The sequence below is a fragment of the Truepera sp. genome (assembly GCA_032027045.1).
In the GTDB taxonomy this organism is placed as follows: domain Bacteria; phylum Deinococcota; class Deinococci; order Deinococcales; family Trueperaceae; genus JAAYYF01.
Genome location: JAVSMU010000001.1, coordinates 2432011 through 2454700, shown reverse-complemented (window position 1 = coordinate 2454700; position 22690 = coordinate 2432011). Strand labels below are relative to the sequence as shown.

The following is a 22690-nucleotide window of genomic DNA, read 5'->3' as shown; positions in this document are numbered from 1 at the left end:
CTGCGATCGAGAGGGTGGATTCGCCCGGGGGCCGCGTTCGGCGCGGGGCGCCACGCTATGGCGGGTGGCCGGTCCAGAAACACCGGCCACCTGCTACCTAGAAGGCGCGGTCCTTACTCGGTGGGGGGAAGGAGCACCGCGTCGATGACGTGGACGACACCGTTGTCGGCCAGAAGGTCAGCGGCTGTGACCGTGGCGACACCGTTCAGCATGACCATGCCGTCGACCACGGTAACGGTGATGTCGGCGCCATTGACGGTCTTGGCCGTGAACGTGCCGCCTCCGGCTTCCACGGCCGCGAGTACGTCGGCTGCCAGAACCTTGCCGGGGACCACGTGGTAGGTGAGGATGGCGCCGAGGTCGGGGCTCGCGAGGAGTTCTTCCGCTGTGATGCCGAGGGCCGCGAGGGCCTCGCCGAAGGCTTCGTCGGTGGGCGCGAAGACGGTGAACGGACCTTCGCTGGACAGCGTGTCGACCAGGTCGGCCTTCGTTACGGCTGCCACGAGGGTCGAGAAGTCGGGGTTGCTGGCCGCGATGTCTACTACGGTCTTCGGCACGGCGCCCTGGGCGCTGGCCATAAGGGGGAGGACGGCTAGGGTGATGATCGCGAGGAACTTCTTCATGGGTGACACCTTTCCTTGCTGGGGTGGACTCGTAACCTTGGACAAGGCTACTACAAGCCCGTGACGAAGATGATACACAACCTGGACAACGACACTGGGTGCTGGATCACAATTGCGCTTCGCCCACTGCCGTACGCTCCTTCTGGGGCCTGTACAAGGCTTGAAGAATGCTTTGGAGGATGCGATGTCCGGCAAGTACACGGTGGCTGAGGTCGAGGCGCGGTCCGGCGTTCCGGCCAGTTCGTTGCGGCAGTGGGAGCGGCGCTACGGGTTCCCCAAGCCGCGGCGCTCCAGTTCCGGCTACCGTCTTTACGACGACGAGGACCTGCGGCAGATCGAGATCATGCGCAAGCTCATCGCCGACGGTGTGCTGGCCTCCCGTGCGGCCGCCATGGTCAGTGAGCAGGCCGGCGCCAGGGCCGGTCCTCGGCCCCTGACCGAGTTGACGAACGAGTTGGTGGAGGCGTTGGTCGCGCTGGAAGATGCGCGTGCCGGGCGAGTGCTCAGTGAAGCGTTCGCCCTGCACGACGTCGAGAACGTACTGCTGGACCTCGTCACTCCGGCGATGGCCAAGATTGGAGACCTCTGGCACTCCGGAGAGATCCTGGTGGCGACCGAGCATTTCGCCACCAATCTGATGCAAGGGCGGCTGCACGGACTCCTTTCGCTCATGCCCGGTGCTGGGCGGTCGCAGCCGGCGTTGGTCACGTGCGCGCCCAAGGAACGCCACGAACTGGGCGCACTCATCTTGGCGGTGCTGCTGAACCGCGCCGGCTTCGACGCCGTCTACCTGGGGGCCGACACCCCCGTGCACGACGTGGTGGAGATGGCGCGTTTGCTGCGGCCCACTGCCGTGTTCATCTCCGCTCGGATGGATGCAGCGGTCGCCCAGCTTAGGGCGCACGGCGCCGAACTGCGCGCACTCGAGCCGTTGCTGGTCTTCGGGGGTCATGCGTTCGGGGCCGCTCCAGCGCTTGCCGAGGAGCTGGGTGGGCTCTTCCTGGGGAACGAGATCCACGAGGTCATTCCAGAGGTGGAGAGGCTGCTGGGGGCCCGCGTCGCCTGAAGTTATCGGAGTTTGTCGACCCTTGAGACGGGGCGAGACTAGAGCTGCTCGTTGGCGTTAGATGGCTCGCTGTCCTAGTGCGGCAAAGGACCAGACGTCAGCGCGCTCGATGCGGTCGGATCGCTTGGGTCAAGCTCACGGTCCCAGCATAGTGATCGGCACGACCTTGACCCCGTCCGGCCTGCTGTACGCGTAATCGCCCGTAGTGAACACCACCAGGGCAGCGGGCTCCGGCGTTCGCTTGCGTTCCAGCTTGGTGGTGAAAGCGAGTAGCGAGGCCGCAGCGGCATCTATCTGGTTCGTGCCCAGTTTGACCTCGGCCGCGATCCACCTCCCGTCCGGTGTCGACACGATCTGATCGACCTCGGTGCCCGCGCTGTCGCGGTAATGCATCAGGCGGGCCTCGAGGCTCTGGCCGTAGATGCGTATGTCGCGTGCGATGGAGGTGAGAGTGCGTCGCACACGTTCGTGGTTTCGTCGCGATCCGTCCTCGAGCTTCGGTAGATCGATCCTTACGATGTCTTCGAGGTATGAGCGCAGCAGGGTCTGGGCCTGTGCCGCGGTCAGTTTGGGCATGGCGGGCCAACCGCCATGGCACACGATCTCGGCGACCGCCGCCACAGACGGGCTCGAAGGGTTCCGTCTTGGTTCGAGGAGGGCGCCGTTCATTAGGTCTTCCAGTGACACCTGCGCAGATGAGTGCCCGGACTCACTCAAGGACAACGTCCGCATACGGAGTCGCAGGATGCGCGCTGCGCCCGAGTGCTTCAATTGACGGTCGCTTGGTGTCGCCGAGCTCGTAAGGATGAATTGTCCTTTGGCGCGCCTGTCGTCGACCGTCCTACGGACATGGTTCCATAAGCGAGGTTCCAGCTGCCACTCGTCGATAAGCCTTGGTACTTCACCCTCCAGCACGGCCGTCGGGTCGATGCCCGCCAACATCAATGCGTTCTCATCGGTGTCGAGAAGGACCTCGCCGGCCGCGTGGTGTCGACCAGTCTCGGTCTTGCCGTAGCCGCGGGGGCCCTCGATGAGTACAGCGCCGGTGATGCGAAGAGCGGACCCGAGTTCCGCGTCGACGATCCGTGGCAGGTAGGTTTCCATGCATGGCTATAACGAATAACCGGTGAATTGAGGAACTTCCAACCGGTGATGTATGGAGCCTACGGCCGGTGAATTGTGGAAGTTCTAACCGGTGGATTGTGGATGTGCCAACCGGTGAAATGTGGAAGGTCCAACCGAGTTCTTCGAGCCCTCGGTCCGACGGCCTCGAGAACGATACTGGCGAGGCCATACAACTGGGCCGTCATCAGGTCTTGGCCGCACGGCAATTGGAGGAGGCAGCATTACCACCTCCAAGTCGTGGTGATCGACGTCGCTAATGCGTAGCCTGAGGACATGAACGAAGATGCCAGCGTAGACCCGACCGGGACAGCAACCCCAATGAAGGTCTTCGGCGAGCACGAGGAGAACATGCTAGAGCAACTGAGGGACGTGGCCTCCCGCGCCGTCCGCGTGGCGCTCATGGCCGACGGGCACCTGGGGTACGTCATGCCGATCGGTGGGGTCGCCGCCTACCGTAACCAGGTGAGCGTGACGGGGGTGGGGTTCGACATCGCCTGCGGGAACGCCGCCATACTCACCGATCTGACTCTGTCGGCCGACCTTGACCTAGAGGCCCTCGCAGACGAGATCTGGGATTCGTTCGCCTTCGGCGTCGGCCAGTCGAACAAGGCCGACGACGCTCCCGTCGACCACCCGCTGTTCGACTCGCCGGCCTGGGAGCACGTCCCGGCCGAGCACCGCGAGCAGCTGCGCGAGCGCGCTCGCTCGCAGCTTGGCTCCATCGGTTCCGGTAATCACTACATCGACGTGTTCGCGGATGAGCAGGAACGCCTCTGGGTGGGAGTCCACTTCGGCTCGCGCGGGCTCGGCCACACGGTGGCGAGCGGCTACCTGGCCCTGGCCCAAGGCAAGAAGTGGGGCGCTCGAGCGCCCGAGGTGGAGGCCCTGCTGTCACTCGATTCGGAGTTGGGCGCCTCGTATTGGGAAGCCATGAACCTAGCCGGCAAGTACGCCTACGCGGGCCGCGAATGGGTGGCGCGCAAGGTAGTGAGCATCATGGGCGGCCGTGAGCTCGAGCTGGTTCACAACAACCACAACTTCGCCTGGCGCGAGGAGCACTTCGGCGAGGAGTTGATCGTGGTGCGCAAGGGCGCCACGCCCGCGTTCCCCGGTCAGCGGGGCTTCGTGGGCGGCTCCATGGGTGACGACTCGGTGATCCTCATGGGCTCGCTGGAGGGTTCAGTGGAGCAGCAGGAGGCGCTCTTCTCCACCGTCCACGGTGCCGGCCGCGTCATGAGCCGCACCGAAGCGGCCGGCACGCGCGGCCGCAGGCGGCGCGGGAAGAACATCCGGGGCAGCATCTCCCGCGGGATGATGAACGAGTGGCTGGAGCGCAAGGATGTGATCTTGCGTGGGGGAGGGCGCGACGAGGCGCCGCAGGCCTACAGGCGTCTGGCAGAAGTGATCGAGGCGCAAGGCGACACCATCGAGCTGTTGCACGCGTTGCGGCCTCTCATAGTCGCGATGGCCGCGCCGGATCGTTGGTAAGGATTGGGGGCACCTGGTAGGCCGGCGGCGCGGGTGCTTGTAGGCACCAGAGCCTGGTCCCGGGGAACAGCCCGCTGTGAACCCACACCGTGTCGCGAGACAGGCGCTTTATGCAGTTTGGCGACAAGGGCAGTGCCAGCGCCACGGCCGGGCCTATGGAGGAGCCGGGATTGCGCCACTGCGGCCCGACGCGGGCCTGCGCCACTCCGAGGGCGAGTATGGTCGTTGCTAGCACGGTCCCGCAAACGAGTCTGCCGCGAGTTACAAACATCACGTCCTCCTCCTAGGGGTCCCGAGTTGTCGGTACCTTGCGAGAGAGGGTAGTAGGTGCCGGCTAAACGCTGCCTCAACAGAGCTGGACGCCGACCAAACACGGGGGATTTGAGCCAAGCCCCTCAGCGACCCGGCCCGGCTTCTGCCGGCGCGTTTGTCGGGCCAGGGCCGAAGTACCCCAGCGCGAATAGGAACGATATGCCGAGCAGCACGGCCATCAAGAAGGTGATGCTGAGGCCGAGCAACGTCGCCATGCTAAGAGTGAGCCCCAACACGCCGAGGGTCGCCGCGGCGGCCGCGGCTAGGCCTAGCGCCCAAGACAGCACCCTTACGCTCAGCGGAAAGGAGGGGGCGCGCGCCATGAGCACCGGGACCAGCACTCCCACTGCGGCCAGGGCCAGTAGCAGTGCGACCTTCGTGAGCCCGGAGGTGAAGACGAGCCACGTGTTGCCGTCGCCAAGCCCAGTGCCGAGCCGCTCTAGGGCCAACTGGATCCTCAGCAGCGCCCAGAGGCCCGCCGCGCCGCCCATGACGGCCAGCAGCGCACCAAGCAAGCCGTTCCACCGAGTCGGGGTCGCCCAAGTAGCCAGGCCGGCGGCTGCCAGCACGGCAGCGAGTAGCCCTACCCAGCCGAGTGCCAGGTAGGTCAGCGCTCGCGCACGGGGCAGCCCGGGTGCGGTAGCCAACGTGAGCGCGACGACCTCTCCCGGGGCGGCGGTGTCGAAGCCGCAAGACCGCAAGGCGCAGGCCAGGTCGACCTCGTCCTGGGCCAGGCCGAGGGCCAGTGCCGTGGGCATGCCCGCGGCGCCAGTGACCCCCGCGTCTTCGGGCACCGAACTCTCCACGGCGCCGGTCGCGAGCGCCAGCAGTACCCCCAGCAGCAGCGCGGCACGCCCGAACCAGCGCGAAGCCGCCGCCCCGGGCGACCGGGCGCGCGAGTCGGCTGGAGCCAGCAGCGACCAGAGCAGCGAGCGGAGCACCAGGAAGCCAACCGAGGCGGCGACGAAGACCACGCCCCACAGCAGCGCCCCCTGCAAGCCTGGCCAGCCCCTCAGGGGCAGGCCCAGAATCATCAGCGCCGCCCCGAGGAGCAGGAGCAGGCTCGACCAGTAAGTGCTGAGCAGGTGCCAGAAGGTCCTGGGGATGGCGGCATCGACGAGCGTGGAGCCCACCAGGGAAGTGAAGCCCAGGGAGTTGCGCACGACGCCCGGCAGGTTGGCTTCGGTGCTGAGGGTGTCCGACAGGCTGCCCATGACACGGACTACCCGCGACAAGTCCTTGGCGGCGTCGCGGGGGTCCAGTTCGAGCCCCCGGGTCCGCGACTGAAGGAAGCGGACCGTGTTGGCGCGTGTGCGCGCAACGTCGATGGCAGAGCCGTTCGCGCCGCCTGCCTCGCGCGCTTCCAGCTTCCTCAACTCAGCGCCGTCGGCCGGGAACTCCTCTTTCAAGATGGCCAGGTGCGCTTCCGTTATCAGCCGGTCGCGCGTCTCCGGCCGGGCGTTGCCGAGGAGCGTGGTTATCAGCCGCTCGGCGCCGTCGAGCCGCCCCCACAAGATGTCGTGCTCGCGCCAGCGACGGTCGAGGAAGGCGCCGAACGAGGCGAACCTCGTGCCCTTCAGCTTGTCGTCGCCGAACGCACTTCCGTAGTGCCGAACGTCGGCCGGGCTGAAGCGGTGGACCTCGACTGGGGAGAGTTCGTCGCCAACCCGCGTGGCCTCGATGAGGGGGAACTGCACCATGTCGAACTGCTCGTAGTCGTCGCGGTAAGTGCGGATGAGCTCGCGAACCTCGGCTGAGAGCGCGTTCGGCGTGGTGAGGGTATCGAGGTCGCTCAGCGCGACTTCGGCGCTGGCGATCCGCCTGGCGATGTCGCCCTCGAGCTTGGCGGCAACGTCCAGGACTGCCGCCTTGCGGGCGCGGTAGAAGCGCTCGGCCGCCCGCTCGCTCGCCTCCTCGCTGGGTTGACCGAGGATCGAGAGCAGCTCGTCTCTGACTTCTCGGCGGAGCTCGCCGCCCTCGCCCAGGAACGTGCCCGACAGCGCGGTGCGCACTTCCGGGCCGGGGGCTGCGCGGGTTGGGAGGGCTCCCTCCTGTGCGGTCGGGTCGGCAACGGCGTCGGCCGTTCCCACGTGCCCGGGCGGGCCGGTTAGGGCCAGCATTGCAAGCTGCGCCTGCACCTTGGCGGAGCGCAGTAACTCATGCTGCTCTTCCCAAGCGCCCGTTGCCCGCTGCTCGTCAGCCCGGAAACCGGCGACCAGGTCCGCCATCTCGCTCGAGCCGGGCCCGACGTTTCTGAGCTCATCGGCGGTCTGGGAGTCGAGAACGAAGAGCTCGTTCAGCTTGGCCAGTAGGAAGCGCGCGCGGCGGCGGTGGAACTGCAGGTCGAAGCGGCGCAGGAACGCCGACTCCGGTTCGAAGGCGCCGGAGCGGTCACGGCGGAAGTGGTCCTCGCGCCACGCGCGGACCACGAAGCGTAGGGCGCGGCGGACATCGCTCTCGGCGGGCACCTGAGCATGATCGGCGAGGGCGTTGGCGAGGGCGTCGGTGGTGGTGCCGACCCGAAGCCGGTGGTAGCCCCCGTACGCGGGACCGTGCTTGATCACGAGGGTGGCGAGGTCGGGGTCGCTCGGTTCCGCCGGGCGCACCCGCTCGGGCCCTCCTCCCGCGGCGGCTTCGCGCGCCCTCAAGTCCTCCAGGACGCCCGCGTCGAGGGTCCTGATGCGGTCGATCAGGCGGTTGCGCTCGCTCAGGCGCTGGATGTCGGCGCGGATGGTCTCGTAGCGCGCCAGCGAGAAGACCTGCAGGGTGTTCTCGAGTGCGCTGGGTACGCCCTTGGGCGCCGCGTCGGGGTCGAGCAGCTCCGGTTGCGGTTCGAGGTAGTAGAGCTTGCGCGAGACGGGGGCGCTGCTGGAGGACGCGGCCAGCAGGTCGATGGCGTGGCCGAACGGCTTGTTGTCGAGGTAGCCGCCGTCGGCGAACGCACGTTGCGCGAGATCGGCGTCGTCACCTTGCAGCGAGCCGAACAGCTTGCGCCAGTCGGTTACGTCGCGGTAGCGCCTCCCGGCGAGCGTCCTCGTCGCAGCGGCCACGGCCGGTTCGAAGACGGCGGGCAGGCTGCTGGTGGCGCGCGCGGCGAAGGCGAGCAGTGGGTCATGGGCCGCCGTGAACTCGTCCGTTGGCCCCTCGCCGAGCCTGAACCGGAAGGCGTGCTTGTGGGAGTGCTCCCGGGCAACGCCGTCGGCCAGCTTGATGTCGATGGGCTCGCCCGCAAGGTCCGTGCCCGTGACCGCGAGGTGGAGCGAGCCGACCAGCGGTTTCCGTGCCTCGTCGGCGGGGTTTAGGCGTTCGAAGGCCTTCAGGAGCTCGACGTACATGCGGTCGCTGTTGAACAGCGACCTGACGGGCCGGCGATACGGGGCGCGGCTCGTGCCGCTGCCGCGGTCGTTGATCAGGCTGCCCAGTGCTCCCTGTTCGAGCCAGAGTTCCTTGAGTGGGGCGAGGTCGGCGTTGCGCGCCAACGCCTTCGCCAGCATGACGGCGTTGATGCCGCCGGCGCTCGTGCCGGAGAGGATGTCGATGATGAACTTGACGGGCGGCGGCGTGCCCAGCAGTTCGTCACCTATCTCCTCGAGCCGCGTGCCTCCCAACGAGTGTGCCAGCTTGCGGTAGACGCGCGCCGTGCTTGCCAGTGCTTCGGAGGGGTCGGCAGTTCGGCTGGTCGCGCGCACGAGCTGCAGGAACTCCTGCGCGATGCCGTTCATGTAGATGGCCAGGCTGGTCCCGCCGTACATGACGATGGCGATGCGGACCTCGCGCTCCGCGTCCTTGTTACCCAAGAGGCTCAACCCCCGTCTGCGATTGTCGTTGCCCTCGATGATACGCGAGGGACGGGGGCGCCTAGTGAGCCAGCGTCAGGTCCGGGATGTCGCTGAAGTCCCCCTCGTTCAGCGTCCACAGCGCCGCTTCATGCGAGATGGCGCAAGCGGCGATGGCGAGATCCAACTCGCGACCGCGTGGTCTAGCGACACGCCGGTACAGTTCCGCAGCGATCCGCGCTTCCCCCGGTCCGAACGAGAGGGCGTCCTTAGCCGGCAATAGTGCTTCTTGGGCGGCTAGTTCCTCCTCCAGGCGCGGCCCGCGCCACCACTCGTAAAGGACCAGTGCCGGCAGGACGATGCGCTCTTTTCTGTCGATGAAGGACCGTAGCGTCGACGCTGAGCGTTTGGGGCCGCTCAGGCTGTCGATCAGCGCCGAGGTATCGATCAGTATCACTGGTCGACGCCGCTCGGGCTCCTACCGCCGTGCCTGCGCGCTTGCCGCAGCGCCGATAGCTCACGGTCCACCTCGCTTGCCGGGCGCTCCGGAATCTCGGGGACCAGTCGATCGAAGGCTTCGAGTTGCCGCTCCCGCTCGTCATCGGTAAGGCGCCCGACGCGCTCGGAGTAGTCGCGTATCGCCTCGCGCACGACCATGCTCTTGGGCTTCCGTAGCGTGTCCGCGACCCTCTCGAGGCGGTCAGCCGTTTCCTCGTCGAGGCTGAACGTCATCTTCACTGCCATAGAACCATACTACCGTAAGCCTGTAAGGCCCTGGCGGGCGAGGGCGGCGCCGCTACGCCCTAGCGTCGAGGCCATGCCAGACTAAGGCCATGGCGTTCGTGCGCGTCGGCGGGGGTGATGAGAGCCCCGAACCGGCGAAACCAGTGCTCCTCTTCGACGGCGTGTGCAACCTCTGTAACTCCGCCGTGCGGTTCGTCGTGGCGCGTGACCCCGCAGGCAAGGTGCGCTTCGCGTCGCTCCAATCGGATGCTGGGAAGGCGCTGCTTCGGCGCTACACGTCGCAGTTGGACCCGAACGTGCGCATAGGGGTGGACGACTCTCCTCCGACCGTTCTATTCGTCGAAGGCGGGCGCATCTACGACCGCTCGACGGCCGCGCTAACCCGGATTATGCATGAGGCATGAGAAGAGAAGGCCTTCATTATGGTAGAAAGTGTGTGTGGCACAAGCTTTCTACCAGGTGGAGGCCTTCTTGTGAGAGAGAATATCACTTCGCAGACTGTGCTGTTCGAGGGTGGCTTCGTGAAGCCGGTCGTGGCGGCGTTCGATCAGCCGGCGAGCAGTTCCGATGGCGGGGCGTTGCTGCTGAAGTTGGCGGATGACCGTCTTCGTTTGACGGCGGCGGTGGCGGGCGCGCTGCCTGATGCGCGTGAGGCGGGCAAGGTCAGGCATTCGTTGCTTGCCGTCGTTCAGCAGCGGGCTTTCGGGATCGGGAACGGTTACGAGGACGCCAACGACGCGGCGCGCTTACGCGGCGACCCCACTCACCAGTTGCTGCTGGGCCGCTGCCCGGGGGCTGGCAGTGAGTTGGCGTCGCAGCCGACCATCTCGCGCCTTGAGAACGCCTTCGACGAGAAGCATGTCGCAGCGGCGAGCGAGGCGTTCAGTGGCGCGGTGCTGAACCGCCACCAGCGGAGGTTGCGCCGGAACGCTAAGCGCATCATCATCNNNCGCAGCGGCGAGCGAGGCGTTCAGTGGCGCGGTGCTGAACCGCCACCAGCGGAGGTTGCGCCGGAACGCTAAGCGCATCATCATCATCGACGTCGACGCCACCTGGGATGACGCTCATGGTGAGCAGCAAGGCGCGTTGTTCAACGGCTTGTACGGCAACCACGGCTTCTTGCCGCTGCTGGCGTTCATCCAGTTCGACGACGAGGCCGAGCAGTACCTGGTGGCCTCCCTGCTCAGGCCGGGTAACGCCGGTAACGATCAGGTCTTGAGCTTCCTGAGCGGCGTGATCGAGAACGTCAGGGCGCACTTCCCGAGGGCGCAGGTGACGCTGCGAGCCGACGCGGGCTTCGCTATCCCCAGCGTGTTCGAGTACCTGGATGATCACCGGGTGCGTTACGCCATCGGCATGAGCAGCAACAGCGTCTTGAAAGAGCACGCCGAGCCGGGCATGGCGATCGCCAGGGCGCTCAGCGAAGCCAGCGGAACCAGCGAACGCGTCTACCTGGATAAGCAGTACCAGACCAAGAAGAGCTGGCCGCACTCGCGACGGGTGATCATCAAGGCCGAAGTCACCCGCTACCCGGGCAGGATCCCGCGGGATAATGCGCGGTTCGTCGTCACCGACTTAGTCGGCGATGCCGCCTTCGTCTACGAGAGTGTCTACAGCCGCAGGGGTGACGTGGAGAACYNRCRTCAAGGAACTCAAGARCGCCATCCGCATGGACAAGACGAGCTGCACGAACTTCGCGGCGAACCAGCTGCGAGTAATCTTGCACGCCACGGCGTTCGCCCTATACCAGGAGATCCGCTTAGCGGCGACCGGCACGACCTTCGCCAGCGCACAAGTGACCACCATCAGGGAGCGGCTCATCAAGTTGGGCGCCTGGTTCAAGACCAGCACCAGGAGAATCGTGATCCACCTGCCCCAAGCAGCGCCATGGCGCAACGAATGGGTGACCATCGCAAGGCGGTTAGCCGCGCCGCCCGCCTGAGGCAAGGCCACAACAACAAACCCAGAATCCGGTAATCAAGGCGCCACCGGCCGGCGAAGCGCGCCCAGGGACMCCCGAAAACACGCCCGGGACACCCGGAACCAGCACCACCGCCCCGAACCGGTCACCATCAGAGTCCGAACCGCAACCCGGCGCCAAAGTCCGGGCCTTTCGCACCCCGGAAACCGACCCCAGCGCGACCCTCATGAATAGAGCGGGCTAAGGGTGCTCAGGTACTTGCGCGGCCCGTGGCCGGCGCTAACGCTTCTCCTCAAGATCCCGAAGCGCTTCCGCGACACGCTCTACGATTTCGTCGCCAGGCGCCGTTACAGTTGGTTCGGCCGCGCCGAAGCGTGCGGCCTCCCGAACGCGGAAGACGCCGACAGGTTCCTGGCTTAGCCTCGAACCACGAGTTCCGGGACCAAACGGTTGCTTAGCCCTGATCGCCGGACTGCCTGGCCTTGTCGGCCATCACGCGGGTGTTCTCGGCGATGCGGAAGAGCGCAACCACGGCTTCGAGCGTCACGCGCGCGATGATCACGTAGATGAAGAATCCGACGACCGCCATGATGAGGCCGAGGAACGCGCTGGCGCCGCCGACCTGGGACAACCCGATCAGGACGCCGATGGCAGCGAGGCCGGCCGCGAAGATGCTGATCGTGTAGATGATCTGGATGATGCTCGGGGTCACGAACTCGGAGAACGACATGTCGAAGAGTCGAGCGAAGAAGCTGCGGTTGTTCATGGCTGCGCCTCCCTGGTTTGGTGCGCACAGTATATGAGGCGCCGTTAACGGCCGCGCGGCAGTCGCCGGTGGTGCGCGCGAGGCGCACGAAGAGCGCGGAGGGCGTTGCCGGCGCGACGCTCGCAGGCCGCATGCCCACGCGGTCCGAGGAGGGCGCGGCAGGGGACGGCGGGACAGGGGACGGCGGGACAAGCGTCCCTAGCCCCGCCGGTATCATCACCTGATGGCGGCTTGGCGCTGGCGTGGGCCCGAACCGACGGCGGACGCCTACTCGGCCGGCCGCCGGAGGGGCCGTTGGGCCTCGCCTCGAGCGGTGGCGCTTTTCACGCTGCTCTCCCTCTCACAATCGACGGTGGCCGCGAGCCCGCAAGTTCACCTCTCGCCGGCGGACCCTTGGCCTGCGCTCGAGCCCGGCAGCGTCGTGACCCTCGCGCCTGGCGTCTACCAGGGCCCGTGGGTGGTGGACGCGGAGAACGTGCGCATCGAAGGCGCCGGCGCCGTGGTCCTTGGCGTGGGCGAGGGAAGCACCGTCGTGCTGGCCGCTCCCGGCATCTCCGTGCTGGGGTTGACGGTGGCCGGGGCGGGAGATGAGCACGACCTCTACGCCCCGGACGCGGCCTTCTGGCTGGTCCAATGCGAGGGTTGCAGCCTGGTGGGGGTGAGCGCCAAGGACGCCCCCACCGGCGTGAGGATAGACGACTCACGGGACGTCTCGGTGGTGGGCGCCGAACTCTCGGGCGGTCCGAGCGCCCCGGGGCTGACCGTCTTCGGCAGCCCCGGCCTGCGCCTCGAAGGCTCGCAAGTGCATGGCTTCCTGGACGGCATCTACCTCGAGAGCGCCGACGACGCCACGGTTTCCACCAGCGAGTTCGTCGGCGCCGCCCGTTACGCCATGCACACGATGTACAGCCTGCGCACGACCCTCGACTCGAACGTCGTGCGAGGAGGCACGGTGGGTTCCGCCGCCATGTATGGGCGGGGTCTCCGCGCTACGCGCAACACCTTCGAGGATCACGTCGGACCGCTCTCGTTCGGCCTCATGGCGCTGGAGGTCAAGGACGCCGTGGTCGAGGGCAACGCGTTCCTCGGGAACACCATCGGCACGCTCGTCGTGTCGGCGCCCGACATAGCGCTCGAGGGCAACCTGTACCGCGGCAGCGGCTTCGGCATCCTCGTGCAGCGCAGCGCCTTCGGTGGTTCGAGCGCGGTGCGCATCAACGGGAACACGTTCAGGGGCAACGTCAACGACGTGGCCGTGGACGACCCCGACGCCAGCGTGAGCCTCAACGGGAACGCCTTCGAGGCCGCCACGCGCCTGGACTTAGACGGCGACGGCGTGGCCGACGTGCCCCACGTCCCGAGTTCCTCCTTCGCCATGCTGGCGTCCAGACAACCCGACCTCTCGCTCTACTCGCTGAGCCCCGGGGTCTTGTTGTGGGAGAACATCGAGGCGACGGTGCCGGCGATCCGCCTCATGAGCCTGGCCGACCCGGCACCGCGCCTCGACCTTGACTGGCACCCCGCCGGGTGGGCGCAGGTCGAGGACCTCCCTGCCACTTCGGGCGCGGGCGCGCCCCTGGCCGCGGTTCTGGCCGCCATCGGCTTGGGCGCCGTCGGGTACCTGCTCGGCAGACCTCGCGGCCTGCCGCGGGCCCCGGCATGAGCACAGTTACCGCACCGCAACCACCGGCGCTGAGCTTGCGCGGTGCCGGCTACGGCGACCGGCTCCACCCGACCGATCTCGAGCTGGGTAGCGGCGCGCTCGCCCTGATAGGCGCCAACGGCGCCGGCAAGTCCACGCTCCTCAACCTGCTCACGGGTGGGCTGAAGGCCCCCCGCGGCACCGTGAAGGTCTTCGGGCACGGCCCTCGCAGCGCGGAGGCCTCGCGCCTGCGCGCGTACGTGCCGCAGCGCATCCAGTTCCCGCCCCACCTTCACGTGAGCGAGATACTTGCCGCAGCCGTTCAGGCCAAGCGTTGTCCCACTACGCTGGCGCACGACGCGGTGGCGCGCATGGGCTTGGGCGGCGTGTTGACGCACCGCGTGGGCACGCTGTCCGGCGGCATGACCCAGAGGCTCGCGCTAGCCGCGGCGCTGATGGACGAGCCGCCCCTCTGGCTGCTCGACGAACCGGCCTCCGCTATAGACGAGGACGGCCTTTCCAGGCTGGCGGAGTGGGCACGCGAGCACGGGGCGGCGGGCGGGACGTTGGTAGTCAGCGCCCACCGGCCGGAGGAGGTCGAGGCACTAGCAGGCGAGGCGCTCCTCCTCAGCGCGGGCAGGGTCATCGGCCGCCTGAAAGTTGCCGACCTCTTCGAGTACGAGGTGATGCGAGACGGGCAGCCGGCGGGGCCGCTCCCTGCAGGCTGGCGGGTGAGGCGAATGGCCGGTTCGAAGGTCGGCGAACTCCTCGCCGCCAAGGACGAGCCGTGAGCCCGGCCGACGCCGCGCGTTCATGCGCCCCTAAGGACGAGCCGTGAGCCCGGGCCGACGCCGCGCGTTCATGCGCCGCCGGATGGGCCGGCTCGGCGTGGCCCTCTGGTTGGTACTGGCCACTTCGGCCGCTCTGGCTTTCAACCCCCGCATGGAGCACGCCGCCGACTGCCCGATGCCCCAGCACTCGCGTGGCCAACCCTGCGTTCTGAACCTGCCCGCCGTGCCGCCCCCGCTCACGCTGGGGCCGGCCTCGGGCCTGGGCCCGGTGGTCGTGTTGGCCATTAGCGGCCTCGAAGAGCCGAACGCGCCCGCCAGGGCCACGCCCCAAGCGCGAGGCCCCCCGGGCGCGCGCACCGGTTCGTAAGGCCGGGGCGCACTGCGCCCCCGCACCCTCACTTCTTGTCTCCCGTAAGGGATTGGAGCGTGTTCTCACTTTGTCTACCGATCGTCGGAACTTCATCAAGCGGCTTGCCGCGGTCGCACTGGCAGCGCCGCTGGCCCTCGACCTCGCCCGCGCCCAGATGGGTGGCGGCCAGGGCATGCAGCACGGGCAGGGCATGCAGCACGGGCCGGGTGAGATGCCTGGAAACATGGGTACGGCGGGTGGCGTCGGCCCGGACCTGCTCCCGCCCGCCGAGATCCCGTGGGAGGCCGGCGTCTGCGCCTTCTGCGGCATGACTCTAGCAACACCCCCTGGGGCTCCCGTTGGCGCCGGCTTCCGCGAGCGCACCTACGGTCAGATCCGCCTGGCCGAAGGCAACGAGTTGCTGGGGCAAGGCGCGCTGCACTACGAGTCGCTCGGCTGCCTCTTCAACCACGCCTACTCGCTCGACCTGGCCGACGGGCACGGCACGACCTACTACGTGGCCTCGTTCGAGGATGCGCCGGTGGGCGCCGCCGACCTGCTGCCCGGCCGTTCGGCCGCCTTTCTTTGGGGCGAGAACCTGCGGGTCTCGATGGCCGCGCGCCTTGGCGCCTTCGAAAACCACTCCGCCGCGGCCGCCTACGTGGCCGCACATCCCGAACTCGGCCGCGTGCACGTGCACGACGAAGTGGTACTCATGGACCTCGCCCCCTTGCCCATCGGCAACCTCGTGCCGCTGCTGGTGAGGCACCTTGACCAGTAGGCGCGGGCGGCTGAGCCGCCGTGAGTTCTTGCGCCGAGTGGGCGCCGGCGCCGCGGTCGCGCTCCTTCCCAGGGCGCTCGTGGGCGCGGCGCCGCGCGAGACCAACTACGGCGTGGACGTGTGCCCCTACTGCAACATGACGATCGTCGACCTGCGCTTCACCGCGCAGGTCGTCACCCCCACGGGACTGGTCCTCAACTACGACGCCATCGAGTGCCTTGCCGACCACCTCGCCGGGCACGGGCCCGTTCCCCCGCTGGTGGAGGAGGTGTACGTGGCCGACCGACAGGCGTCGACCCGCGAGGCCGCGGTGCTCCTGCCCGCCGCCGAGGCCGTCCTGTTGCACCACCCGCGCCTGCGCACCCCGATGGGCGGCGGGCTGGCGGCCTTCACCTCCAAGGAGGCGGCGGAGGCGTTCGCTACGGCTCAGCGCTACACCGGCGCCGAGCTTCTCGGCTGGGCCGAAGTGCTCGAGAGGGCGGCGATGACGCCTTGGGTTCCGGACTACTGAAGCGCGAGACAATCCGCAGGGGAGCGGGCATGGCCGCGCTCCACCTCCGCGAAGTGCTGCGCAACCCGTGGACCCATTTGGCGGGGCTCGCGTTGGTTGGCCTGGCACTCGCCTTCCGCGGGCGGGGGAGCGCGGTGGGGCTCGTGAGCATGGTGGCGGTCCTGCAGCTATACCTGCCGCCGCTTACGGTCGTGGTGGCGGCGCCCCTACTCACGCGGCGGGACACTTGGGCCTTCTGGGCCGCCCTGCCGCGCCCGCCGGCGGCGGCCTTCAGGGGCGCCGCCCTGGGAATCGCGGCGGGCATACTCGTGCCGCTGTTGGTAGGCGGCGCGGTGGCCGGTGCCCTCCTCGGCTTCACCATCGTCGAGCTCGTGCTCCTGTGGCTCACCATCGCGGCCGTGGTGTCGTTCTTCACCGCCATGACCGCGCTCTTCAGCGGGCTCACCCTAGATGTCACGCGGGCCATGGCCATGGGCCTTGCCGCGTGGGGTCTGCTCGTGCTGGCTTACGGTCCGGTGGTCGTGGCCATCGCCAGCGCGTTCGCCGACTACCCTCTCGGCCCCTTCCTGATCGCCTCGCTGCTGCTGAACCCGCTCGAGCTCTGGCGCGTCGGGCTGCTGCACACGCTGCAGGTGCCGGTTCTCGTCGGCCCCGTCGGCAAGGTCGTCACCGACCTCTTTCCCAACGGGGCGCTGTTCCTCGCGGCCGGCAGCTTCGCGGTCGTGAGCACGGCGCTGCTGTACCTAGCGGGGTGGGTGTTCGCCTACCGCGAGCGGTGAGGGAGTGAGCCAATAGCAACGAGCCCTACCAGCTACTCAGAACTGCGTTGGCGTTAGGGGAGGTCGAACGCCTCGGCCGCCTCCTCCAGTGAATGGAAGCTTGGGTGTTCAGGCTGGGCAGTCCCGTCTTGAGTCTGCAGGTAGGTGTAGAAGACGAGTGTCTCCGCCAACTCGTCCTCAACGACTTCCGTTGCCGGCTGTATACGAGCCGCCTCGAAGAGCAACCAGGTGTCGAGGGGTGCGCTGACGCTAGCACCAACATGCCCTAACGGTCCGGGAACCAACATCCCGGCGAATGCCTCTGGGCCCTCAACGCACTTCAGTTGCTGGCGCCGTTTCAGAAGCTTCGAGTTCTCGTTCCTGAGCTCTATTCGGGCGAAGACGGTCGAGGCGCAACGACCGATGCCAGTGACGCCACCGGCGATAACCGAAACCGTCTGCGCACCGATCAGGTCGCCGGCTTCTATTTCAAGCGAAAGCAACTCTTCTTGCCCACGCATCCCAACGATCAGCAAGCGTGATAGCTCAGGGACAACTTCCACTTCGACCGCATTCGCGGAGCCTGCCAGATCGAACAGCAGGCCTCCCTCGATCTCTACGCTCGTGATGGTCGGCTGGCCGAAGGCCCACATCCCGATCGTAGAAAGAACTACGAGCGATAAGGTGCGCATGAGAATCCCCTTTCGTCGGTGGGTAAGGCCGTCGCGGCAGTGCGGCCGACTCTGCGACAGCTCCGAGATTCCGTTAGCAAAAGCTTACGGCGCAAAAGTGCCGTAAGTGCTGTGCCGACCTTGGGAGTCGTACAACTTGAATCGCACTTCGACACCTTGTATCGGAGTTCTCAGGCCTTGAGTGGTGAACCGACCGAAAGTCAGCGGCGGGGTCCGCCGCTGGTGGCAGAGGAGGCGAGTGCGCGGCCGCCGCTGCGATGGCCTTGGCACGCGACCCCGCGGCTTGGGGTTATGGGCCTTTGGACTAGCGGGTGACGCCATCACCCCCCTCGCCGTCGAGAGTCAGCGTCCTGCTCGCGACCGCCGCAACCAACCGCCGATCGTGCGAGGCGAGCAGCACCGCCCCCGGATAGTCGACCAAGAGCTCCTCGAGGGCCTCGACCATCCGGATGTCCAGGTGGTTGGTGGGCTCGTCGAGGACGAGGAGCGGCGCGCGGGTGACGGTGAGGCGCGCCAGCGCCAGGCGCGTGCGTTCCCCGCCGGAGAGGGTGGCAACTCGCGCCTGCGGGTCGTTCGGCAGCCCCATGCGCGCAAGAAGGTAGTAGAGGTCCTGCCGTCTGAGCTCGGGTTGGGCGGCGCGCAGGGCGGTCTCTAGCGTGTCGTACTCGTCCAGCTCGGTGCCGTGCTGAGTGACGACGAACGGTTCGGCGTTCAGGGTCACGCTGCCGGCAGTGGGTCGCAGGCTTCCCAACGCCACCTCCAACAAGCTCGTCTTGCCGCTGCCGTTGGGGCCCAGCAGCGCCAGCTTCTCGCCCCTTCGGAGCGTGAGGTTCAGGCCGGTCACGAGCGTGCGGCCCTCCCGCCTCACCTCCACTTCTTGCAACTGCAGCACGTCGGTGGGGCCGTAGGGCACGTCCGGCAGCGGGATCTCGAAGGTGCGCCGGTCCTCGAACGGTTTGCCGGCCACCTCGAACTTCTCTACCCGGGCTTCCATGGCCTTCGCCCTGCGCGCGAGGGTCCGCGACACGTTCTCGGCCTTGGCCTTGGCGAGGATGAGCGCCTGGTTGCCGGCGCGCCGGTGGTCGAACTTGTCGGCACTGCGGCTGCGCGACGCGACGCGGGCGGCCTCCAGCTCCAGTTTCCGCTTGGCCCGGACCTGCGTCTGGTGCAGCCGCAGCTGATTGTCGCGCTCGGCCTCCTTCACCCGCATGGCTTCCGAGTAGTTCCCGGGCCACACGTGAACCGCGCCGCGCTCCAGCTCGGCGACGGCGCTCACGGTGGTATCGAGGAACGCCCGGTCGTGCGAGACGATGAGCATGGTGGCGGGGCTCGAGCGCACCCAACCCGCCAGCCACTCGAGCCCCTGGGGGTCCAAGTGGTTGGTGGGCTCGTCCAGGAGGTAGATCTCGGCGGGGGTCAACAGTTGCCGGGCGAGGTGGAGCCTCCGCGCCTGACCGCCCGAGAGGCCGTCCACCACCCTCGCGCCCTTCAGTCCGAGGCCGTTCAGGACCGTCTCGGCGCGGGTCTCGAACTCGTAGCCTCCCGAAACGCGGTAGTGCTCCTCGGCCTCGGCGTGGCGGAGGAGGTTGTCGGGCGTGGGGTCCACGAGGGCCAGCTGCGCTGCGGCGAGTTCGGCCGCCGCCCTCCGCAGTAGGGGCGGCGTGACGGCAGCCAGCGCGTCGCGACCTTCCGACCCGGTTACCTGTTCGAGGAGCGCCACGCGTCCCGTGGCGGTGACGCCGCCCGCGTCGGGCGGCTCGAGGCCGGCAGCGAGCCGGAGCAGCGTGCTCTTGCCGCCCCCGTTGGGTCCGATGAGCGCGACCTTCTGGCCGGCCCCGACGGTGAAGCAAACATCGGAAAAGATGGTGGTGCCGCCGTAGCGCTTGGCCACGGCGTGAAACTGCAAGCTCACACTGATCTCCTAACGGAGTGAACGAAGTACCTGTGGGGTTCTCGTGATCAGTGCGAGTCGCGCATGTACAGCTCGGCCTTTCGCTAAGCGGGCGGGAGCCTCCTCGGCCGGTTGCGGGGGAGGTGCTCCGAGGATAGCAAGTCGGCCGGCACAACTGCGTGCCGTAGCCTCGGAACGCGTGGGGCCGGGCCGAGCACTGTTTGCCCGGCGAGGTAGGCGCAAAGAGTAGGCCGTCGCGAGTATCAAGAGCCGGCCGAGTACGAAGGGCCGGCCGGCGCGAGCGCAAGGAGCTGCCGCCGGGGACGCGCTTGATTGCGGTCCCCGGCGGCATGGGCGTCAGCTCAATCGGTGGTGGCAGGCACGGTGGTCCGTTGCATTGCCGCGTTGGACGCCATGGCCCGCGCCCCCAGTGACGCCAGGAAGCGCCAGACGAAAAGCACGGTGGTGAGGAGGAGTCCCGGATAACCAATGCCGGCCGCCAGGTATGGGAGGGTCGGGTCGCCCAGCTGGACTCGGGCCAGGTTGAAGCTCAACAGCCCGGCCGTGATTATGAACCCGAAGATCCACATGACGGCCAGCCAGACGCCGGTCTCGAAGCCGGTGAGGGGCTGGCTCCAGCCGGTCCTTGGCGGCGTGTAGGGCGCCATGGCCTCATGAGAGTCGGGCACGCGCACGCGGTGGCCCAACGTGAACAGGTCGAACACGAGGAGCAGCGTGCCGGCGAGGAAGACCAGGCCGAACGCCGGCAGCAGGGCTTTGTAGAGGGTCATGGCCGGGAAGACGTCGCCCCCGAACCAGTCGAGGCCCAGCGTGCGGTACACGAAGACCTGCACCGTGCCGCCGAGGGCGAACGCGAACGCTATCCCGAGCATGCCGATGAACACCAGCCAGAACGAGAGCTGCCCGAACCGTTGGTCGAAGGACTCGACCTTGCGAAGCTTCGGGATTATGTAGTAGGCGGCGCCGATCCCGAGCATGCCGAACGTCCCGAACATCGCGAGGTGAGCGTGGCTCGGCGTCACCCAGGTGCCGTGAGACCAGACGTTCGTGAGCGCGAACGTCATGGTGAAGCCGAGGATGCCGGCCCCCACGAGCTCGAGCACCGCGGAGCCGAGGATGAAGTAGAAAGCCGGCGCGTTCTCGAGCGGCTTCCTGTCGTGGTGCGAGTCGAGGTAGATGTGCCAGAAGCAGAAGATGAGCGGCAGCGGCTCGAGGGCACTGAAGAGCGAGCCCCAGAACTGCCAGAACTCGGGGGTCCCCACCCAGAAGTAGTGGTGGGCGTTGCCCAGGAGGCCGCTCAGCCACACGAGCGTCACACCCCAGAACACGGCGTACCCCACGGTCTTGATGTCCGCCTTGAACATGATCACGAGCAGGATGCCGATGAGGCTGATGTGGATGACCTCCCACACGCCCTCGACCCAGTAGTGGACGACGAACCAGCGGAAGAACTCTTGCAGGTCTATGCGGCCGATGAAGAACATGCCGAAGACCCACATGGCGGCGAGGGCCGTGACGCCGATGGCGAGGCCCCAGTGGATCTCGTTCCATTGCCTCATGTGCGGGAAGGTGCGCAGCACCACGTACGCCAGGATCACGAAGCCGACCAGGATTAGGATGTCGGCCACGCGGCCGGCCTCGAGGTACTCGAGCCCCTCCTGGAGCCACGGTTGGCCGAGCCACCAGCCGGCGATGCCCTTCTGGGCGAAGAAGATGGTGGTGGAGTTCCAGACGGTTATGAAGGAGAGCGCCACGAACAGGAACTTGATTAGCCAGGGCGCCGCCAGCTCGCGCTTGGAGAGCAGGGGTCCAACGAAGAGGATGGTGCCGATGAAGCCGGAGAGTATCCAGAGCACGCCCAGGTTCACGTGCTCGGAGCGCGCGATGTTGAAGTTGAAGATGCCCTCGAGAAGCGTCGGATCGGCCTGCTGGACCGAGAGGAGGACCCCCAACAGCACCTGCACGACCAGGAGTATGAGCATGAGGGCGAAGAAGCGCAGGCTCAGGCGTTGCGTCTTGTACTTGATCATGGCTTCTCCAGCGAGCGGATGTAAGCGACTATGGCGCTGATCTCAGCGGCCGAAAGGATGTTCTCGTAAGACGGCATCACGCCGGCCGGGTAGCCCGCCACGACCTTGGCGTCGGGAGCGGTGATGGACTCGGAGAGGTATGCGTCGTCGACGGTAGCCGTTCCGCCCCCCTCGAGTTCGGTGGTGGTGCCGTAGATCCCGCCCCAGCCGGGCCCGACCAGCCTAGTGGAGTCGGTGGCGTGGCACGCGAAACAACCGGTCTGGTTCGCGACCTCCTTGCCGTCGATGGCCGTAGCGACCGGTTCGGCGGCTGCCCCGGCCGCGGCTGGGGCCGTGGAAGCCGGAGCCGAGGTGGAGCTGGAGGCGGTCGACACGGTGGTGATCGCCTTGGCGGCCAACGGATTGGCGAGCCCGTCGACCTTGGGCTTGGGCGGCCAGCCCTCGGTGTCCATCAAGGACGTGTACTTGAAGAAGGCGAGCAGGTTGGGCACTTCGTCGGACCTGAACGACAGGTTCGGCATGAAGCTGGAGAGCCCGGCGCGGCGCTCGATGCGCTCCTTGGCGCCGGGGTACGCCTCGTAGTACGCGGCCAGGTCGGTGATTCCCGTCTCGGCAACCTGGTCGGGGTTCTGGAGTTGCACGCGTAGCGCCGCCTCGGTGGGCCAACTACCGGCGGACGGCAGGAACGCCGCCATCCAGGCCGGGCCCGCCGACTCGTAAGTGTTGGTGAGGTCGGGCCCGAGGTAGGCGCCGTTGCCGACTATGGTGTGGCACCCCATGCAGTTGTACGCCTGGAACACCCGCTTGCCGTCAACCGCTCCGAAGGTCTCCGCATACGTGACGGTGTCGGGCGTGATCTGGTTACGTGACGACACGAACGAGAAGCCGGAAAGCACGATGAACACGAGGAGCATGAAGCCGAGGACCGCAAGCGCCACGTGCCGACGGCCCGATTCCATTTGGTCTTGTTGCTCTTCAGGCGCCATCAGTTGTGCTCCTGGCTAGGGGCCCCGATGGGCGGGCCGATGGGGTGTTTGTGTTGGTCGTGGGAATGCCGCTCATGACCCTGTGCGTGGGCCTCCGTGTCGGAAAGCCCGAGCGGGTCCGCGTCGTGAGAGTGCCCGTCATGCGAGTGGTCGCCGTGACCGTCGTGACCATGTCCATGCATGAAGATCGTCCTCAGCGCCCTGAAGAAGACGTAGAAGACGAACACGGCCAGCACGAAGCCGAGGGCGAAGTAGATCCACCACGCCGTGTGCGATTCGGCGAAGTAGCTGAACGACCTCCAGTACGGCCACGAGAGCCCGAATCCGAGCACGCTGGCCAACACGGAGAGTGTCAGGTCGATCGACCTCTGCATGCGCTTTTGCTCCTCTCTGGGCCACCGTCTCGCGGAGTTGAGG

Annotated in this window: 21 protein-coding genes; 10 read left to right on the top strand and 11 right to left on the bottom strand. The window is 67.4% G+C overall.

Features of this window, described 5'->3' with window-relative positions; all coding sequences use genetic code 11:
- Positions 1 to 113 precede the first annotated feature (113 nt).
- On the bottom strand, positions 114 to 623 hold the full coding sequence (locus ROY82_11140; GenBank protein MDT3683011.1) for a fasciclin domain-containing protein: 510 nt from the start codon (positions 621 to 623) through the stop codon (positions 114 to 116).
- 184 nt (positions 624 to 807) lie between these two features.
- On the opposite strand from ROY82_11140, the gene ROY82_11135 reads away from it, so the two are divergent.
- Positions 808 to 1689 carry a MerR family transcriptional regulator gene (locus ROY82_11135; GenBank protein ID MDT3683010.1) on the top strand — a complete coding sequence of 294 codons (882 nt, stop codon included), beginning with the start codon at positions 808 to 810 and terminating at the stop codon, positions 1687 to 1689.
- A gap of 135 nt (positions 1690 to 1824) precedes the next feature.
- On the opposite strand, the gene ROY82_11130 is transcribed toward ROY82_11135, so the two are convergent.
- Positions 1825 to 2793, bottom strand: coding sequence for an AAA family ATPase (locus ROY82_11130; protein MDT3683009.1), 969 nt, complete (start codon positions 2791 to 2793; stop codon positions 1825 to 1827).
- A gap of 294 nt (positions 2794 to 3087) precedes the next feature.
- Between ROY82_11130 and ROY82_11125 the strand changes: the two genes are divergently transcribed.
- Positions 3088 to 4302, top strand: coding sequence for an RtcB family protein (locus tag ROY82_11125; GenBank protein ID MDT3683008.1), 1215 nt, complete (start codon positions 3088 to 3090; stop codon positions 4300 to 4302).
- A 395-nt stretch (positions 4303 to 4697) separates the two neighbouring features.
- Here ROY82_11125 and ROY82_11120 read toward each other — a convergent pair whose 3' ends face one another.
- The 3 genes from ROY82_11120 to ROY82_11110 are packed head-to-tail and all read right to left on the bottom strand — an operon-like array spanning position 4698 to position 9134.
- Entirely contained in the window at positions 4698 to 8420 is a 3723-nt protein-coding gene (locus tag ROY82_11120) for a patatin-like protein (GenBank protein MDT3683007.1), read from the bottom strand.
- Positions 8421 to 8472: 52 nt separating this feature from the next.
- Positions 8473 to 8847, bottom strand: a complete 375-nt coding sequence (locus ROY82_11115) for a type II toxin-antitoxin system VapC family toxin (GenBank protein ID MDT3683006.1) — start codon at positions 8845 to 8847, stop codon at positions 8473 to 8475.
- Complete coding sequence (locus ROY82_11110; GenBank protein MDT3683005.1) at positions 8844 to 9134, bottom strand: ribbon-helix-helix protein, CopG family; 291 nt, start codon at positions 9132 to 9134, stop codon at positions 8844 to 8846. The genes ROY82_11115 and ROY82_11110 overlap by 4 nt, the downstream gene beginning before the upstream one ends.
- Before the next feature lie 89 nt (positions 9135 to 9223).
- On the opposite strand from ROY82_11110, the gene ROY82_11105 reads away from it, so the two are divergent.
- Together ROY82_11105 and ROY82_11100 are read left to right on the top strand one after the other, a co-directional pair.
- Positions 9224 to 9538 (top strand): DCC1-like thiol-disulfide oxidoreductase family protein, encoded by a 315-nt coding sequence (locus ROY82_11105; GenBank protein MDT3683004.1) that lies wholly within the window; start codon positions 9224 to 9226, stop codon positions 9536 to 9538.
- Positions 9539 to 11301: 1763 nt separating this feature from the next.
- The gene (locus ROY82_11100; protein MDT3683003.1) at positions 11302 to 11475 is read left to right on the top strand and encodes a DCC1-like thiol-disulfide oxidoreductase family protein; all 174 of its coding nucleotides are present in this window, start codon (positions 11302 to 11304) and stop codon (positions 11473 to 11475) included.
- 34 nt (positions 11476 to 11509) lie between these two features.
- Here the strand turns inward: ROY82_11100 and ROY82_11095 are convergent, their stop codons facing one another.
- Positions 11510 to 11821 (bottom strand): DUF4282 domain-containing protein, encoded by a 312-nt coding sequence (locus ROY82_11095; GenBank protein MDT3683002.1) that lies wholly within the window; start codon positions 11819 to 11821, stop codon positions 11510 to 11512.
- A gap of 223 nt (positions 11822 to 12044) precedes the next feature.
- On the opposite strand from ROY82_11095, the gene ROY82_11090 reads away from it, so the two are divergent.
- The 6 genes from ROY82_11090 (at position 12045) to ROY82_11065 (ending at position 16674) form a co-directional block, all read left to right on the top strand.
- A complete protein-coding gene (locus tag ROY82_11090) occupies positions 12045 to 13484 on the top strand; it encodes a right-handed parallel beta-helix repeat-containing protein (protein MDT3683001.1) in 1440 nt (479 codons plus the stop codon).
- Complete coding sequence (locus ROY82_11085; protein MDT3683000.1) at positions 13481 to 14254, top strand: ATP-binding cassette domain-containing protein; 774 nt, start codon at positions 13481 to 13483, stop codon at positions 14252 to 14254. Before ROY82_11090 ends, ROY82_11085 begins: the two co-directional genes overlap by 4 nt.
- Positions 14255 to 14297: 43 nt before the next feature.
- Positions 14298 to 14621 carry a hypothetical protein gene (locus tag ROY82_11080; GenBank protein ID MDT3682999.1) on the top strand — a complete coding sequence of 108 codons (324 nt, stop codon included), beginning with the start codon at positions 14298 to 14300 and terminating at the stop codon, positions 14619 to 14621.
- Between the two features lie 70 nt (positions 14622 to 14691).
- The gene (locus tag ROY82_11075) at positions 14692 to 15384 is read left to right on the top strand and encodes a nitrous oxide reductase accessory protein NosL (GenBank protein ID MDT3682998.1); all 693 of its coding nucleotides are present in this window, start codon (positions 14692 to 14694) and stop codon (positions 15382 to 15384) included.
- Positions 15374 to 15895, top strand: coding sequence for a nitrous oxide reductase accessory protein NosL (locus ROY82_11070; protein MDT3682997.1), 522 nt, complete (start codon positions 15374 to 15376; stop codon positions 15893 to 15895). Before ROY82_11075 ends, ROY82_11070 begins: the two co-directional genes overlap by 11 nt.
- A gap of 29 nt (positions 15896 to 15924) precedes the next feature.
- Positions 15925 to 16674: a hypothetical protein gene (locus ROY82_11065; GenBank protein ID MDT3682996.1), complete on the top strand. Its 750-nt coding sequence runs from the start codon at positions 15925 to 15927 to the stop codon at positions 16672 to 16674.
- A 53-nt stretch (positions 16675 to 16727) separates the two neighbouring features.
- Here ROY82_11065 and ROY82_11060 read toward each other — a convergent pair whose 3' ends face one another.
- The 5 genes from ROY82_11060 to ROY82_11040 all read right to left on the bottom strand — a co-directional run bounded on the left by ROY82_11060 (position 16728) and on the right by ROY82_11040 (position 22647).
- A complete protein-coding gene (locus ROY82_11060; GenBank protein MDT3682995.1) occupies positions 16728 to 17345 on the bottom strand; it encodes a hypothetical protein in 618 nt (205 codons plus the stop codon).
- 304 nt (positions 17346 to 17649) lie between these two features.
- The gene (locus ROY82_11055; GenBank protein ID MDT3682994.1) at positions 17650 to 19257 is read right to left on the bottom strand and encodes an ABC-F family ATP-binding cassette domain-containing protein; all 1608 of its coding nucleotides are present in this window, start codon (positions 19255 to 19257) and stop codon (positions 17650 to 17652) included.
- A gap of 341 nt (positions 19258 to 19598) precedes the next feature.
- The gene (locus ROY82_11050; protein MDT3682993.1) at positions 19599 to 21287 is read right to left on the bottom strand and encodes a cbb3-type cytochrome c oxidase subunit I; all 1689 of its coding nucleotides are present in this window, start codon (positions 21285 to 21287) and stop codon (positions 19599 to 19601) included.
- Positions 21284 to 22273 carry a cytochrome c gene (locus ROY82_11045; GenBank protein MDT3682992.1) on the bottom strand — a complete coding sequence of 330 codons (990 nt, stop codon included), beginning with the start codon at positions 22271 to 22273 and terminating at the stop codon, positions 21284 to 21286. The genes ROY82_11050 and ROY82_11045 overlap by 4 nt, the downstream gene beginning before the upstream one ends.
- Positions 22273 to 22647 (bottom strand): hypothetical protein, encoded by a 375-nt coding sequence (locus ROY82_11040; GenBank protein ID MDT3682991.1) that lies wholly within the window; start codon positions 22645 to 22647, stop codon positions 22273 to 22275. Before ROY82_11040 ends, ROY82_11045 begins: the two co-directional genes overlap by 1 nt.
- Between the last annotated feature and the right edge of the window lie 43 nt (positions 22648 to 22690).